This window comes from Binatus soli (SeqCode) (assembly GCF_050015535.1).
Taxonomy (GTDB): Bacteria; Desulfobacterota; Binatia; order Binatales; family Binataceae; genus Binatus; species Binatus soli.
The window spans coordinates 43,723-58,957 of record NZ_JBEKBF010000008.1; the positions used below are offsets into that span (position 1 = coordinate 43,723).

Sequence of the window (15,235 nt, forward strand, 5' to 3'; positions counted from 1 at the left end):
GCGCCGTCCGCACCTGCGGACGATGGCATGAGACGCATCAGGAATTACACCGGCCGTCACACCAGACTCATTCGAACGTTACGACCGACAACGCTTTCTGTCACGAAAACTCCCTTAATGCAACGCCCATCGAACGGGCGTCTGCCGCACATTCGAGCAGCATCGCACGCCCGATGACTTGCGTTTCGGTGGAGGATCCAGCATCGGAGCCTCTATTTTTCCGCCCATCAGCCCAACAGTTTGATCATTGCAAAATAAATGCCGAGCATGACCAGCCCCATCGGCACTCCAATCTTCGCCCACGCGGCGCTCTCGATTCTGAGCGCCCCCGCGCTAACGATGTTGGGGATATTGCCCGGTATCAGCATCCCGCCCGAAACCAGCAGCGCCAGAATCGCCTCGCGCGCGCGCGCAATGGCCATGCCGTGGACTTCGAGCGCGACCAGGGTCGCATTGTCGAGCGCGGCGGACACGGTATTGACCCAGAACAGAAGATCGTTGCTCATTTTGCTGACGTACTCATTCGCAATCGGGCCGTAAGCGCTGCTGATCAGCACCAGGCCCGCGATGAACGCAAACACCTTGGCTGCTTGAACGAAAATCGCGCTGTAGGATTGGCGTACGTGCGCGCCCGCGGGCGCCTCGTCGTATTCACCGCGGGCAAACCCGCCTGCGACTATCGAACTCACAAACACGCCGGGAAATACCCAGGGCGCCAGCAAATGGAACAGCCCGAAGAAGCCCAGATTGAGCGCTCCCGTGGCAAGCGTCGAGAGCGGCTCGCCCAGCGGCGTCAGCGATGCGCCCAGGCCGATGGCGAAGCATCCCGCAACCGTCACGCGCACCCGCTTGTCGCGTGCGAAATGAAGCAGGCCTATCACCTCGACCAGCACCAGGGCGGCGACGATCGCGGTGATGACGCTGGAGATAGATGCGATCGCGAAAATCGTCGCGGCGGTCAGTACCGGTCGCGACACTCGCTTGCGCAGCCGGTTGAAGACCCGGTCGAGCATCCGCCGCATCCATCCGAACAGGAGAGCGGCGACCATCACGGCGACGCTGATAGCGACCGGCTCGTGCAACGCCTCTGAAATCAACTCCCGCGTGAAGCCGCTCCCAAGCATGGTCGCAAGCACGCCGAGCGCGAGGAAGTAGAGCTCGATATTGTGCTCGATCTTCGCGATGGCGAGCGGTCCGAACAGGAGCAGGACAAGGATTGCGACGGCAGAAGTGTGATTCATGAGTTGCGCGCGAAAAAACTACTATCACGCATCGATCGCGTGCAATAAAGAAGCGGCGGGTCCGCTTCTTCGGACCCGCCGCCGGCGCATCGTTGCGCGACTAACTGGTCAGGTTCCTCCCTCAGAAGGCGTAAATGATGTTGGCGGCCAAAGTATCCTGGCCGTGCCACAGATGCTGCTGGCCGGTCACCGGGCTGACGAAATTGTTGTTGGGGAACACGTTCACATCGGAATTGTCATGCCGGTATTCCAAGCGAGCGATGAGTCCCGTCACTTGGGGTATCTTGTAGCTCAGCGTCTGGGTAATTTCCCACAACGTCTGGGTAGTCCCGGTACGCGCGCCATCCTCGTCGTCGAAGAATTCGCCGCGCGTGGCCAATTCCAGCGAAGGGGTACAGTCATAAACCAAGTACTGCGCCAGTCCCTGCCACGTCGCGCTGTGCCCGGCGGTAAACGGGGTGGCGGTTGCCGGGCCGCTCTGGCTTGCATACAGATACTCGGTCTCAAGCGTGAGATTTGGTATGAACGACGGCTTCCAGGTCGCGATCGGATCGATCGTTCCCACATTTTCATTGGATTTGTGCAGACCTAAGGGGTTGGGTAGCGAGGGCAGAACATTGGGCCCCCACATGCCGTTGACTACAAAGCTCAGCGACTTGTCCTTGTTGTTGAGCGTGAGCTGACCCTCATAGTTCGGACCGCCGTTTGTGGTGCTCGCGGGATTATCCCAGCCATTGTTGAGACCGGCCGCCGCCGACACGTAGTCGTTGAAGGTGTAGCTGGCGCGGATGCCGGTGTGGGCGGTTGGTTCGCCCAGGGTAAACAGCAGGCCGCGACTCTCGTTGTAATTCTGGTTGTTGTAAACCGGAACGACCTCGGCGCTCAGCAGCGTTACGAAGCGGCCGGCTTGAAAACTAATGCCCGACCCGATCGGCGCGGTGTAGGTCAGGTAGTACTGCGTCGGATCGAACCATTGGGCGCCAACGCGCGAGGTGTTCGAGTAGTTTGTAATGGCGGAAATCGAGTTGGCAACCTGCCCGAAGTTGAGGTCAGTCACGAATCCAACCGTCCCGTCGCGCTCGATATGCAGGTTGCCCTGCGTGAGCTGGAATCCATCCTCGTCCCAGTCGCGAATGTAATTCGTGTTGCCGTTGGGCTGATTGAAGTTATGCTCGTAGCCCGCATCAACCAGCGCGTGGACGCTGATGCCAAGGTTGTCCGACAGATTCTTCTGGATGGCGGCGATGTTGGTCTCGGCCAGGCCGACGTGCTGGCCGATGGTGACCGGCGACGCGGAAGCCGCCGGCTGTGCGATGGTCATCGCGGCCTCTATCTTTTTAACCTCGCTGGTTGTGTCGTCGGTCTGCTTCTGCAGATTGCTCATCTGGCCAGACAGCGCGTCGAGCCGTTGCTGCTCGGGGGTGGGGGTGACGACAGTGGTGGTGGTCGTCGTCGTGGCCATCTTCATCCTGTGGTGATGATGCGTCGTCGTTGTCGTCGTCGCTGGATCTGCGGTCGATGGATCTGCCGCCCAGGCATTCGTGTTGCACAGCAATCCAATCACTGCGACGCCGGCGATTAGGTTGATCCAGGCAGCGACCTTTGTCGTTTTCCTTCTGTTCACTCTTCTCCTTCCTCCTACGATGCGCGGCCTTAAGCCGCGGCTTCCGGTGCCCGCACGTAGCGGGCTACGGTGATGAACCGGTTGGCTTGGTTTCAAGATTCATACCGGAGTAATAATTGAACGATGCCGAAAATCCTCAGTATCGGCGATGAGTTTCGGCCGGCGGTAGATGCTGGTGATGCACGTATATGATGCATTTGCCGCATAGTTAATCAGTCCAATGCTCGAGGGTGAATATCGAAGCTGATCACTTATCCACAGCTCGCAAAGTACGCGTAAACATTTCAGTCTGAACCGGGTTGCAACATGAAAATTGAATTGACCGAGGCCCAGGACGAGATCGTCAGGCAGGTGCTCCTGCTGTGCGCGAACTTCCCGGACGAATACCGGCGCGAGCGCGTACTAACCTGTGCCGCGCATGCGTAAAGGCGCGATCATCGTTCTGCTCGGCGCGCTATGCTTCGCGGGCTACGTGTTCTTCGCCTTGGTCGGCGCGGAACCGGTCAAGGTGGCCGAAACTCGCCTGGTGCGAAGCGGCGGCCAGGTGTTGGTCGAAGGCGAGGTTCGCAATACAGGCGACGACACGGGCCCTCTCCAGGTCGAAGTCCATTATTTCGATCGCGACGGCCACTCGATCGGCAAGGATATCGTTTCGGTGGATGGCCTCCGTCGCGGAGCTGCCGTGCGCTTCAAGAGTTCACCGCGTCCCGACGACGGCGTCGCCGATTTTTCCATTTATCTCAATCACGGGCGAAATCCCTACGGAAATTGACAAGAATCGCCCGTGAAAACCATTAATAGTACTTATTCGCAAAATAAGTCCATTTTCCAACGGATATTCCTAAGTTCGCGAAGTCTAAACAGTTTGTGAACGACGCTATTTGCAAACGTATGGCGCTGTTGAAGGTGTCCATACAAATCCACCGGCAGTCTGTTTGTCTTTAAGTCGTTTTGATGGTACTAACTGTAAGTATCGAATATCACCTTTTTGATGAGGATGCGGTCAAATCACGGACCGCGCCAAATCAGCACAAACAAGGGGAATCGGATCAATGGTACGCATCAAGGAACGCAGTTTTGGACAGGTTATTCGTGAGCGCAGACGGCAACTCAACCTCACTCAAGAGGAAGTAGCCCTTCGCATCAAAATCTCCACGCCATACGTCGGCCACCTGGAATCAGGCAAACGCCATCCTTCCGATAAGATTGTATCGCGCCTGGCGGAAGTACTCGGACTCGGTCGCCGTGAACTGTTTTTTCTCGCCAATCCTCGCGCGCAGGCGCTGCTGAGTCCCGAGACCGAGTCCGAGGCCGATTCGGCCTGGGATGATTTCAAGAAGAACGAGCAACTGCGGCGCGTTCACAACATTGCGGGCGACGAGATGGAGGTTCTTTCGCGAGTGGCGTTACTCGGCGACGTGCGTTCGGCGCGCGACTTCATCTATATCCTGAACACCGTGCGCCACGCAGTCGGAAGATAGGAAGTATCCGCAGCGCCGATTCGACCTTAAGCGCAACCGATTCGTTAAAGACGCGAGAGGAGTGCCTCCCGCGTCTTTTTCTTGCGCGCGCCAAAATCGCCGGTCTGGTCAAGATTGCATCGCACAGCCTAAGCTCCACTGCATCATGGGCGAGCCTGCACGTGCGCGCGATACCCCGCCTGGAATTCCGCGATGGCCGCAACGCTATACGGTCGTCGCGCTATTCTTTCTCGGCACCGCGCTTTGCTACATCGATCGCGTCAGCATCTCGGTCGCGATAATCCCGCTCGCCCGCCAATTCGGCTACAACTCCACCGCGCAGGGGCTCGTGCTGTCGGCGGTGTTCTGGGGATACCTGTGGACGCAGCTCGTCGGTGGATGGATGGCCGATCGATTCGGCGGCCATCGCGTGCTGGCGGCCGGGGTCGCGATCTGGTCGCTGGCAACCTTCATTACGCCTTTCGCCGCTGCCGCGGCATTTTCCGCGTTGCTCGCGGCTCGCGTGCTGCTCGGGCTGGGCGAGGGGGTGAACTTTCCATCGATTCACAGTCTGACTGCTCGCTGGACGTTGCCGTCCGAGCGCGCGCGCGTGTTATCCGTCAACTATAGTGGGATGTACGTGGGGACAGTCGCGGCGCTCAGTGCAAGTCCGCTGATCATTACGTCTTTCGGATGGCCCGCACTGTTCTATATTTCGGGCGCGCTCGGCGCGGTGTGGGTCGTAGCCTGGATGTACTTGGCCGCCGACCGGCCTGAGACGTCATCGCGCATCGGCGCCGCCGAACTCGAACTGATCGTGTCGTTGCGCTCGGCAGCGCCGCGCGCGATCCGGGTGCCGTGGGCGGCAATCGCGCGCGAGAAAGCGGTATGGGCGATCGTCGTCGCGCATTTTTGCAGCAACTTCGGATTTAACATTCTGCTGCTCTGGCTGCCGACCTATCTGCATCACAGCTTTGGCGTGCCGCTGGAACGCGTCGGCGGGTATTCGATAATTCCATGGATCGCGACATTCTTCGTGATAACTTTCTCGGGCTGGCTGGCCGACGCCCTTATCGGGCGCGGCTTCGGCGTCGGGACGGTACGAAAGTCGATGCAGACCACGGCATTTGCGATCGGTGCGATATCGCTGCTGGTAGTGCCCGCAGCGGGTTCGCCGGCGATGGCGATTGCGCTGCTCACGGTCGCAGCCTCGGCTAACGGCATCAGTTCCGCGGCCTTCGGGGTGAATCACCTGGACGTCGCCCCGACCTACGCCGGAATCCTGATGGGAATCTCGAACACCATCGCGACCATCCCCGGTATCATCGGCGTCGCCGCAACGGGCCTGATTGTGCAGGCGACCAGGTCGTTCAGCGCGGTCTTTTTTCTGATCGCGGCAGTCTATGGCCTCGGAATGTTCTTCTACCTGCGATGGGCCAGCGGCGAGCAGATGATCTGAAGTCTCGCGCGACGCGGCGCCGGCTTTCCGGTGGCGCGGTGGCCGGGAGCCGGACTATACCGTGAGCACGAACAGGATCGCGAATAATCGATGAGCCAGCCGGGCAAACTCTCGCCCTACCGATGGATTATCGAGGTCCTGCTGCTGTTGCTGTTGACCGCGCAGTCGCTCGCCTGGCTCGCGCCCGCACCAATACTCCAGGAAATAAGGAACGGGCTCAAAATCTCGCTCGGCGATGCGGGCCTGATCATCTCGATCATCGCGCTATGCATCGGCATCTTCTCGCTTTTGGGCGCTGTGGTCGCCGAGCGGATCGGCGCGCTGCATGCGCTGGTGATCGGAATCTGGTTGCTGGCGATCGGACAGGTCGCCAGCGGCTACGCGCCTAATTTTGCCGCGCTGCTCGCCTGCCGCGTGCTGGAGGGGATCGGCTACGGGCTCGTGATCGCGCCGCCCGGAACGCTCACGATGCAATGGTTCGGCGAAGGCGAATGGCCGTACATCAATATGATCAACTTCGCCTTCAGCTTCGTCGGACTCACCGCCGTGTTCCGCGCGACACCGGCGCTGTTCGCGGCGGTCGGGTCGTGGCGGATGGTCCTGCTGTGGTACGGCGTCGGATCGGCGGGCGTCGCGCTGTTGTGGACGCTTTTCGGCCGCGAGCATCGCAGCGGAACCAGCGTGTCCGCACCGGGCGCGATCGAAGCGCCGGCCGAGCGCGGGTCAGCACTGATGGAAGTCGCGAAGATGCGCAACGTGCTCTTGATCGCGGCCGGGCTGTTCGGCGGGATGTGGGTGTTCCAGATTTACACCGCGTTTCTCCCCGAGTTCTTCCGCACCTACCGCGGCATGACGCTCTCGCGAGCCTCGCTGATGACGCAGGTGCTGCCGTTCGCCGGCCTGTTCGCGGCGTTGGGCGGCGGAATCGGCACCGGGATGTCGGGGCTGCGCAAGCCGTTCACATGGCCGATCGCGTTCACAAACCTGGTCGGATGCGCCGGTGCGATTGTGCTGCGCGATCCGATGTGGATCAGGCTCTCGCTGGTGCTGGTCGGGATCGGAGCGGCGGGATCGCTCGCCGCGCTCACAACCCTGCTGATGGAATTACCCGGCATGAATCCGACGCGGCTGGGAGCCGCAATCGGCTTCGTTTGGGCGATCGGCTACTTCGGCGCGTTCATCTCGCCCTTTCTGGGCGGCGCGCTCGCGGCGCGGATCGGACTGCGCACCGTGATGCTTGGCTTTCTGGTCTTCCAATTCCTGCCGATCGTGATGTTTTACCTGCTGCCGGAAACCGGGCCGGGCCGCACGCGTTATGAAATCGCCGCCGCCTCCGCGGCGCCTCATCCGGCGCCCAAGGCCTAGCAGAGTGTTCAAAAACTGATCTCGATCTTTTTCTTAACACTGGCTACCCGTGCTTACGGGGGCGCGACCTTCATCAACGCCGCATGCAGCGCAGTGTTGTCCGCGATCAGCCCCTCGAGCTTCACGATCCGCTGATTGAAACGAATCTCGCGGCCTTTGATATCGGTGATCGTGCCGCCGGCCTCGATGACCAACGCCGCGCCGGACGCGATGTCCCACTCGCTTTTTGGCGAGCGCGTGAACGTCGCATCGGCCTTGCCCGCCGCGACCATCGCGAGCTTGTACGCGACGCTGCCGGTCGGGCTCACTTTCAGCATCCCTCGGAACACCTGCCATTCACCGCGTGCGGTTTCGCTGCGGCTGGCAAGCACGGTCGCGCGCTTGAGCGTTCGCGTACGCGTGACCCGCACCCGCCGCGTATTCAAGTGACATCCAGCGCCGCGCGCCGCCCAGTACATCTCGCGCTTGATAGGATTGTACGTCACGCCGAGCACCGGCACTCCGTCTTCGACGAGCGCGATCGCGACCGCGAACTCGGGAATGCCCTTGATGAACTCCTTGGTGCCGTCGAGCGGATCGACGATCCACACGCGCCGGCATTCCAGCCGGTCGTCGTTGTCCGCCGTCTCCTCCGAGAGCCATCCGTAGCCGGGGAACGGATCGCGGAGCAACTGCTTGATTGCGCGATCGGCCTCGAGGTCGGCCGCCGTAACCGGATTGTCGTGTCCCTTCGATCCGATTTCGTAACCGCCCCGGCGCCAATGACCGCGCAAAATCTCGCCGGCGGCGCGCGCGGCCTTCTTTGCGAGCGTCAGCTCCCGCGTCAAATCATTGGCGGGCGCATTCGCGCCAATTCGCGGCGCAGCGCCGCGTTTCGCGCCGCGATTGAGTCCCATCGATTCTTCCATCGTTCCTTCCAGGCCTCGAGATGCGGCGCGAGTTGACCGGCAACGGCCTCTCGATCAGCCGCGGAAATCCTATCGTCACCTCGGCGGCGATTCCATCGCAGACTGGTTTGCCCTATCTGCGATCATAAATCTAAGATGGCGGCGGGGACCAGGGAAGAACGAAAGACGAAACTCGCCGGCTTGGGGAGCATCGATGGCGGTTATCGCGATCAGTCAGCAGATAGGCAGCAGGGGCGTCGAACTCGGCGAACTCGCGGCGCGGGAACTCGGTTATCGGTTCCAGACCGGCGAGCAACTAATCGCCGAGACGGCGAAGCGCTTCAACGTGAGCGCCGAGCAAGTGAAATGGTTTGACGTACACAACCCCCACTTCTGGGAGCGGAAGACCGAGAGCAGCCGTTTCGCCGCGTACTATCGCGCCGTCTTCCTGCAAGCGGCCGCGCAAGACCGGATCGTCTTCGCAGGACGCGGTTCGGCGCATTTTCTCCCAGAAGGCGGATGCGGCATCAGGGTGCGTACGATGGCTCCGGTGGCCGAGCGCATCAAACAGGTGGCGAAAGACGAGAACCTCGCAGTGGTGGCGGCCGACAAGCGCGTTCGCGACTTCGACACGGAAGTGAAAGCGCGCACTCAGAGTCTGTTCGGGCAGGATATAGACTCCCCCGCGATTTACGACCTGGTTATCAACACCGCGCGCCTTTCGCTGAGATCGCACGCGAAAACTCTTGCGGCGCTCGCGACTCATATCGACAGTGAGGGCAACCCGGAGCGAACGAAAGTGATGCGCGACGCCGCGATCGCTGCTCTGGTCAATGCGGCATTGGTGGCGCATCCGAAAATTCGCGACGCGCAGATGTCAGTCAATTGCTCGGCGGGATGCGTGCGCGTGAGCGGTCCGGGACTGGTGCCGCCGTGGGACGATCTCGTGATCGGAGTCGCGCAAACCATCGAAGGAGTCGCATCGGTCGAGGTCGGCGCCGAAGAAGACCCTGTAACCTTGACGAACAGCTAGCTGCTGGTCGCGGATGCTCCTGCATCTGCGGCCCGCGCACTCGATCGCACTTACCCCGCTGCGGCCTGCCATGCTATCTTGGCGCAATCCGTTTCAGCCGATGCGCTCGCTCATCATCTTCTTCGCCACTGGATTCTATTCCGGTTACTCTCCGATTGCGCCGGGAACCGCAGGCTCGGTGGTCGGGCTGGCGGTAGTATGGCTGGTTTTCGGCCCGCTCTGGGAGCATTCCCATCCGCTATGTTTGCTGGTCTTCGCGATCGCGTTTGCGATCGCGTGCTGGATTTCCGATCGCGCCGAGAAAATATTCGATCAGCACGACGATTCGCGCATCGTGATCGATGAAGTGCTCGGCATGGTCGCCACGATGTTCGGCAATCCGCTTACGGTCGGCTATATGATCATGGGATTCATTCTGTTTCGAGTGGCCGACGTGATTAAACCGTGGCCGGCGAACCTGATCGATCGCCGCATGCGCAACGGCGCGGGCGTAATGCTGGATGATTTGGTGGCGGCGATTTATGCGAATATCGTGCTGCAGGTGATCGTGCGCGTGCTCTGAACATACGCGCCCGCGAGGAGCTCCCGATGATTCAAAGCGCTGTGATTCTTTCAACCGGCGACGAAATCACCAGCGGCAAGGTCGTCGATACCAACGCCAACTACCTTTCCGACAAGCTCTCGGAAATTGGAATCGATCTCGTCGCGGTGATTACGGTCGGCGACGTTCCCGACCGTCTGGAATGGGCATGGCGCACAGCCATCGCGATGGGCGATGTCGTGATCTCGACCGGCGGCATCGGACCGACCGCCGACGACCTGACCACCGAAACCGTTGCGCGCGTCGCGGGCGTGAAATTGTGGCGCGACGAGGCCACCGTCGAAAACATGAAGCGCTTGTTTGCGGCGATTGGCCGCCCAATGCCCGACAACAATCTCAAGCAGGCGCTCTTTCCCGACGGTGCGGCGGTCATCCAGAATCCGCTCGGCACGGCGCCCGGCTTCCGGATGCCGGCAACGATCGGCGGCCATACCGCGCATCTGATCGTCCTGCCCGGCGTGCCCCGCGAAATGAAACCGATGATGGAAAATACGCTGATACCGTGGATCTCCGCGAATCGCGGCACCGACAAAGTTTACGCGGTTCGCGTCTTCCAGACCTTCGGGATGAGCGAGTCGGCGCTCGACGAAGCGGTGGCGGGATTGATCAAACCGGAAGAGGCCAAGGTCTCGTTCCGCGCGAGCTTCCCGCAGATTTCATTGAAGATCAGAGTCGAGGGACAACCCGGCGAAGTCGATCGCAGGGTCGAAGAGCTGTCCCGGCGGGTGCGCGAGAAAATCTCGCAGTTCGTTTACGCCGAAGGCGATACCTCGATGGAGGAAGTCGTCGGCCGCTTGTTCATAGAAAAGAAATTTACTCTGGCGGTCGCCGAATCATGCACCGGCGGGCTGATCGGACATCGCATCACCAACGTTCCCGGCTGCTCGCAATACTTCAAGGGTGACCTCGTCACCTATTCCAACGACGTGAAGTCCGGCGTGCTCGGCGTTTCCGAGGAGACGCTGAAAACGCACGGCGCCGTGAGCGAAGAATGCGTGCGCGAGATGGCGGCCGGCGTTCGCAAACGCACGGGCGCGAGCGTGTCGGTCGCGACCTCGGGCATCGCGGGCCCCGACGGCGGCACACCGGACAAGCCGGTCGGCACGGTCTGCATCGCGCTGTCAGCCGACGATCGGAGCTTCACGCGCCGATACCAGTTCCGCGGCACTCGCGACTGGGTGAAACTGATCACCTCGCAAGTCGCGCTCGACTGGTTGCGGCGCTACGCGCTGGGTCTGCCGATCGCGGATTCCACGCTGTTCCGCCGCTAACGCGCCCGGTATTGATGGCGCGCGCGCATCTCCATTTCAGCTCGCGTGCTTGACGTCGCCGTTGGCGGCCGCGTTGGCTGCGGCCGTGAAAATATCCATCGGCGCCAGCGGCGGCCGGCGCTTGCGCTTCAAGTCCGCCAGTTCGGCCTGAGCCTTGGCCTCGGCGTTGCGCTGACGGATCGCCTCGAGCTTGTCGCCGAGTTCGGAGCCGGCGATTTCGTGATTGACGCCCGCCTGCGCGAGCATCCGCTGAATCGACTCGCGCACTTCTTCGAGCGCGCGAACGTCGTCATCGTAGGAAATCTCCTCGAGCGCACGCTGGATTCGTACCCGCGCCTGCGCGTTCTTCAGCCGTGCGATCATTCGCACCTTTTCGACCTTGAGCTTCTCGATCTCGCCCTTGAACGCGATCAAATTCTTCTTCGCGTCCTCGGCTTCCGAAGTCAGTTCGCCGAGTTCTTCGCGCAGCCGCGTGCAATCGCCGTCGAGGATGTGTTTGCGCTGAATCAGAATCAGCGCGCATTGATCCTCGTTCATGTCGGCGGCCTGCCCCGCTTCTTCGTCGACTTCCGCCATCTCGGCGAGCTTTTCACGCAGCTCGCGCTCGAGCTTGTTGCGCATGTAGATGACGCCGGCCGCCGCGGTCTTGAGCTGGTGATAGCGCCACACCCGATCCGAGATTGCGGACTCGTACACCGCCTCGGGGTCGCGCGCCTCGCGCGCTTTAATCCAGCGGCTGAACTTGCCTCCGATCAATTTGAATAATCTTGACAGCACTTTCGTTCTCCTTTCGGCGCCGAGCGTGATGCGCTCGCGTAGCCGCCTGTTATTAAAGTTTCAGATCCAACGTCTGACGCGATTCTTGTAAGCGACGTAATCATTGCCGAAGAGGCGCTCCAGCGTTTCCTCCTCGCGCGGAATTACCATCCGATCGATCACCGCATAGAACACCGCCGGCGCCAGCAGCATCGCGATCGAACTGAAGAAGATTGCCAGTCCGAACAACGCGGTCGCGACGCCCAGGTACATGGGGTTTCGCGTCCAGCTGTACGGCGCCTGCGCGACGAACGCGGTCGGCTCGCCATACGGATTCCTGGTCGTCTCGCGGGCCTGAAAAATCGCGGCCGCGAAGCACGACACTCCCACGCCGGCCGCAACGACCAGCAGGCCGATCACCTGATACCATCCCACCGTGCGCTCTTCGGGCAGGATGAAGTGCAGCACCAGCGTGCCCAGCACCAGCGCGCCCGCCAGCAGGGGAGGATAAATCTTCGTCGTCGAGAGCACAGTGCCAGGGGACTCAGGTTCGGTGGAGTTCATCGCTTACCGTCTCCGTATCTGCGCGAAATCAATTCCCGTCACCCTTGGGCGCAAGCCCGATATCCGCGAGTGTGATCCCGAGTTCGCGCATTTTTTGTTGAAAGCTTTGCCGGTACATCCCGGTTCGTTCCGCGGCGCGCGAGATATTGCCGCCCGTCGCCCGCAGCGCGCGGATGAAAAAATCGCGTTCCCAATCGCCGACGAATTTTTCTTTCGCCTCGCGAAACGTCAGCGCCGGGTCGCTGCCTTCGCCGGTCGCAGGTGTGTGATTCGACGCGCCCGGCGCGGGCAGACTGGCGTGGTCGCCATCCGGTTCCGAGCCGGCGAAAAGATCTTCGGCGGTGATCTCGGCGCCTGACGACAGGATCACCGCCTGTTCGATTGCCGCCTTGAGCGAACGCGCGTTGCCTTTCCACGGCGCCTCGACACACGCGCGCATCGCCTCCGCCGTAAGCTGCTTCCGGGGCGCGGAGAAACGTTGGCATGCCTCCGCGATGAAGTGCTGGACCATCAGCGGAACGTCTTCGCGCCGCTCGCGAATCGGCGGCACCCGAATCTCCACCACCTTCAGGCGGTAGTAGAGATCCTCGCGAAACTTTCCCTGCGCGATCATCGCTTCGAGGTCCTGATTGGTCGCCGCGATTATCCGCACGTCCACGCTCAGCGGTTGATTCCCGCCGATCCGCTCGAACCGCTGCTCCTGCAGCACGCGCAGCAATTTGGCCTGCGTCTCGAGCGCCATGTCGCCGATCTCGTCCAGGAACAATGTGCCGCCGTCGGCGGCTTCGAATTTGCCTTCGCGGCGCGCGACGGCGCCGGTAAACGCGCCCTTTTCGTGGCCGAACAGCTCGCTCTCGACCAGCTCGCGCGAGAACGCCGCGCAATTGACCGGGATAAACGGCTTGCGCGCGCGCGGACTTCGAAAATGGATCGCGCGTGCAACCAGCTCCTTGCCGGTGCCGGATTCGCCGCGTATCAAAACCGTGACGTCGGTCGGCGCGACCTTGTCGATCGTCTCGAACACGCGCATCATCGTGCGCGATCTCCCGACCATATTCTCGAAAACTCCGGTCTCCAGACGCACCTGTTCGAGCAGTTGGCTATGCGCGCGCTTGAGCAGCTGCGTCTCCATCACCTTGCGCACTTTCAGGCGCAGCTCGTCGTTGTCGAACGGCTTGGGCAGGTAGTCCTCCGCCCCCGCCTTCATCGCTTCGACTGCGATTCGCTGCGTGCCGAACGCGGTGATCATCAGCACGGCGCACGCGGGATCGAGTTCGCGGACCTGCTTGAGCAATTCAAGCCCGCTCATTCCCTTCATGCTGAGATCGGTGATGATCACGTGGAACAGGCCGGCCTTGACCTTCTCGAGCGCTTCCTCGCCCGATTCCGCGGTCTCGACTTCGTAGCCCTCCTTGGTGAAGAGCCCCTTGAGCGCGATGACGATTCCGCGCTCGTCGTCAACTACCAGCAATCGGCCTTTCAATTGCGCGCCCTCGAGCTCTCGGTGGACGGCGAACCCGATCCCGGCGGGACGATCGGCGCGTCCACCGCGCCACGACCGTTGTTTCCCGGCGCCGGTTCCACGGCCGTTTCGATCGCCGGCTCGGCGGACGATTCGATCGATGAATCGGCGCTGTCGCGCACCGCGTCGCTGAGCGGAATCGCCAGCACGAATTCGGTTCCCTGGCCCACTTTGCTTTGCACCTCGATCGTTCCGCGATGCGCGTCGATTACTTTTTTCGCGACGCCCAGCCCGAGCCCGGTGCCATTGGTCTTCGACGTGTAGAACGGATTGAAAATCTTGGCGATCTTGTCGTCCGCAATTCCGCAGCCGTTGTCGCGAATCCTGACCGCGGCCATTCCCGCGCCATTGTTCTGTATCGCGAACTCGAGCCGGCGCTCGCCGCTCGTCGATTCCATCGCGTCGATGGCGTTGTCTATGATGTTGGAAAAAACCTGCCGCAGCTTGTCGGCGTCGGCGCGCACGGTCGGACCGCTCAGGTATGCGCGCGACACCGCCACCGAGTTCGCCTCCAGCTTGCTGCGCATCTGCGTCAGCGCGCCGTCGAGCACCGACGCGAGATTTGCGTTTTCAAACTTGTAGTCTTCTTCTTTCGCGTATTTGAGCAGATGCGACACGCTGCGCTCGACACGTGCAAGCTCGTCGAGCGCGACCTTCGCGTATTCCACGTTCTCGTGCGAAGTCGGATCCTCGCCCATCTGCTGCACCAGGCTCTTCGCCGCCGCGATCGGATTTCGGATTTCGTGGGCAAAGGTCGCGGTCAACTCGTCCAGCGACGCCTGCTTCTCCGTCCGCAGTTGCTCCTTCTCCTGCAAAACTTCGCGCTGAACTTCGCGTGCGATCGCGGGATCGAAAACCCGCTGATGAACCCATCGCCAGCCGTACACCGCCGCAAAGTGGCTCGCGACTCCAAATCCCCAGAAAAGCGCCGGCCACAGGAACCACGGATATCCGCCGAACCCTCCCGTCAGCAGATTGATGATGAACAGGAAGCCGATGACGATGCCGTACCACATCAGGTGCACGAAGAAACCCGCCTCGGCCTGGGCGCGTTTGTGCGCGCGCTCGTAGGTCTGGCGCTCGGCGTCGTTCTTGAACTGCGGTGGCGGCGGCAAATCATTGGCGGGATCCAGGCTGACGCCGCCGTATTTCTGCGTCTGCCGATCGAATCGCGCCCGCAGCTTGCGCTCGAATCGCTCGGCCTTGGCCTCGAACTTGCGCGCCATCTTGGTATCGAAGTCGCGCTTTATTTTGGAATGAAGATCGTTTGCGAAGCGCTCAGCCGACGCCGTCGTCGAAACCTTCGCGTCTTCCGCCCACTTCGACCAGTCACGGTGCGACCACTTTGACCAGTCGTGCTTCGACCAGTCGTGCTTCGACCAGTCGCCGTATTTCATCCAGCGCAGACGGTTCCGCTTTCGATGTTGCACGACGGCGTAAATGATTAACGCT

At 61.3% G+C, this 15,235-nt stretch carries 14 protein-coding genes; 7 read left to right on the plus strand and 7 right to left on the minus strand.

Features of this window, described 5'->3' with window-relative positions; genetic code table 11:
• Positions 1 to 227: 227 nt before the first annotated feature.
• Both ABR989_RS07745 and ABR989_RS07750 read right to left on the minus strand, forming a co-directional pair.
• Positions 228 to 1,241, minus strand: coding sequence for a DUF1646 family protein (locus ABR989_RS07745; RefSeq protein WP_428127248.1), 1,014 nt, complete (start codon positions 1,239 to 1,241; stop codon positions 228 to 230).
• Between the two features lie 121 nt (positions 1,242 to 1,362).
• The gene (locus ABR989_RS07750; RefSeq protein ID WP_428127250.1) at positions 1,363 to 2,865 is read right to left on the minus strand and encodes an outer membrane beta-barrel protein; all 1,503 of its coding nucleotides are present in this window, start codon (positions 2,863 to 2,865) and stop codon (positions 1,363 to 1,365) included.
• Between the two features lie 418 nt (positions 2,866 to 3,283).
• Here ABR989_RS07750 and ABR989_RS07755 point away from each other — a divergent pair, with 418 nt between their 5' ends.
• From ABR989_RS07755 to ABR989_RS07770, 4 genes are all read left to right on the plus strand, one after another.
• Positions 3,284 to 3,637, plus strand: a complete 354-nt coding sequence (locus ABR989_RS07755; RefSeq protein WP_428127253.1) for an FxLYD domain-containing protein — start codon at positions 3,284 to 3,286, stop codon at positions 3,635 to 3,637.
• 280 nt (positions 3,638 to 3,917) lie between these two features.
• On the plus strand, positions 3,918 to 4,346 hold the full coding sequence (locus ABR989_RS07760; protein ID WP_428127256.1) for a helix-turn-helix domain-containing protein: 429 nt from the start codon (positions 3,918 to 3,920) through the stop codon (positions 4,344 to 4,346).
• A gap of 145 nt (positions 4,347 to 4,491) precedes the next feature.
• Positions 4,492 to 5,784 carry an ACS family MFS transporter gene (locus ABR989_RS07765; RefSeq protein ID WP_428127258.1) on the plus strand — a complete coding sequence of 431 codons (1,293 nt, stop codon included), beginning with the start codon at positions 4,492 to 4,494 and terminating at the stop codon, positions 5,782 to 5,784.
• 90 nt (positions 5,785 to 5,874) lie between these two features.
• Positions 5,875 to 7,149: an MFS transporter gene (locus ABR989_RS07770; protein ID WP_428127260.1), complete on the plus strand. Its 1,275-nt coding sequence runs from the start codon at positions 5,875 to 5,877 to the stop codon at positions 7,147 to 7,149.
• Positions 7,150 to 7,202: 53 nt separating this feature from the next.
• Here the strand turns inward: ABR989_RS07770 and ABR989_RS07775 are convergent, their stop codons facing one another.
• Positions 7,203 to 8,057, minus strand: a complete 855-nt coding sequence (locus ABR989_RS07775) for a 3'(2'),5'-bisphosphate nucleotidase CysQ (RefSeq protein ID WP_428127263.1) — start codon at positions 8,055 to 8,057, stop codon at positions 7,203 to 7,205.
• Between the two features lie 193 nt (positions 8,058 to 8,250).
• On the opposite strand from ABR989_RS07775, the gene ABR989_RS07780 reads away from it, so the two are divergent.
• The 3 genes from ABR989_RS07780 (at position 8,251) to ABR989_RS07790 (ending at position 10,941) form a co-directional block, all read left to right on the plus strand.
• Positions 8,251 to 9,069: a cytidylate kinase-like family protein gene (locus tag ABR989_RS07780; protein ID WP_428127265.1), complete on the plus strand. Its 819-nt coding sequence runs from the start codon at positions 8,251 to 8,253 to the stop codon at positions 9,067 to 9,069.
• Between the two features lie 70 nt (positions 9,070 to 9,139).
• Positions 9,140 to 9,631, plus strand: coding sequence for a phosphatidylglycerophosphatase A family protein (locus tag ABR989_RS07785; RefSeq protein WP_428127268.1), 492 nt, complete (start codon positions 9,140 to 9,142; stop codon positions 9,629 to 9,631).
• 26 nt (positions 9,632 to 9,657) lie between these two features.
• Positions 9,658 to 10,941 carry a competence/damage-inducible protein A gene (locus ABR989_RS07790; RefSeq protein ID WP_428127271.1) on the plus strand — a complete coding sequence of 428 codons (1,284 nt, stop codon included), beginning with the start codon at positions 9,658 to 9,660 and terminating at the stop codon, positions 10,939 to 10,941.
• Positions 10,942 to 10,977: 36 nt separating this feature from the next.
• On the opposite strand, the gene ABR989_RS07795 is transcribed toward ABR989_RS07790, so the two are convergent.
• Genes ABR989_RS07795 through ABR989_RS07810 form a run of 4 tightly spaced genes read right to left on the minus strand, consistent with a single transcriptional unit; the run spans position 10,978 to position 15,180 of the window.
• Positions 10,978 to 11,718 carry a PspA/IM30 family protein gene (locus ABR989_RS07795; RefSeq protein WP_428127273.1) on the minus strand — a complete coding sequence of 247 codons (741 nt, stop codon included), beginning with the start codon at positions 11,716 to 11,718 and terminating at the stop codon, positions 10,978 to 10,980.
• Positions 11,719 to 11,778: 60 nt separating this feature from the next.
• Complete coding sequence (locus ABR989_RS07800) at positions 11,779 to 12,261, minus strand: methyltransferase family protein (RefSeq protein WP_428127276.1); 483 nt, start codon at positions 12,259 to 12,261, stop codon at positions 11,779 to 11,781.
• A gap of 28 nt (positions 12,262 to 12,289) precedes the next feature.
• Entirely contained in the window at positions 12,290 to 13,744 is a 1,455-nt protein-coding gene (locus ABR989_RS07805; protein WP_428127279.1) for a sigma-54-dependent transcriptional regulator, read from the minus strand.
• A complete protein-coding gene (locus ABR989_RS07810) occupies positions 13,741 to 15,180 on the minus strand; it encodes an ATP-binding protein (protein WP_428127282.1) in 1,440 nt (479 codons plus the stop codon). Before ABR989_RS07810 ends, ABR989_RS07805 begins: the two co-directional genes overlap by 4 nt.
• Between the last annotated feature and the right edge of the window lie 55 nt (positions 15,181 to 15,235).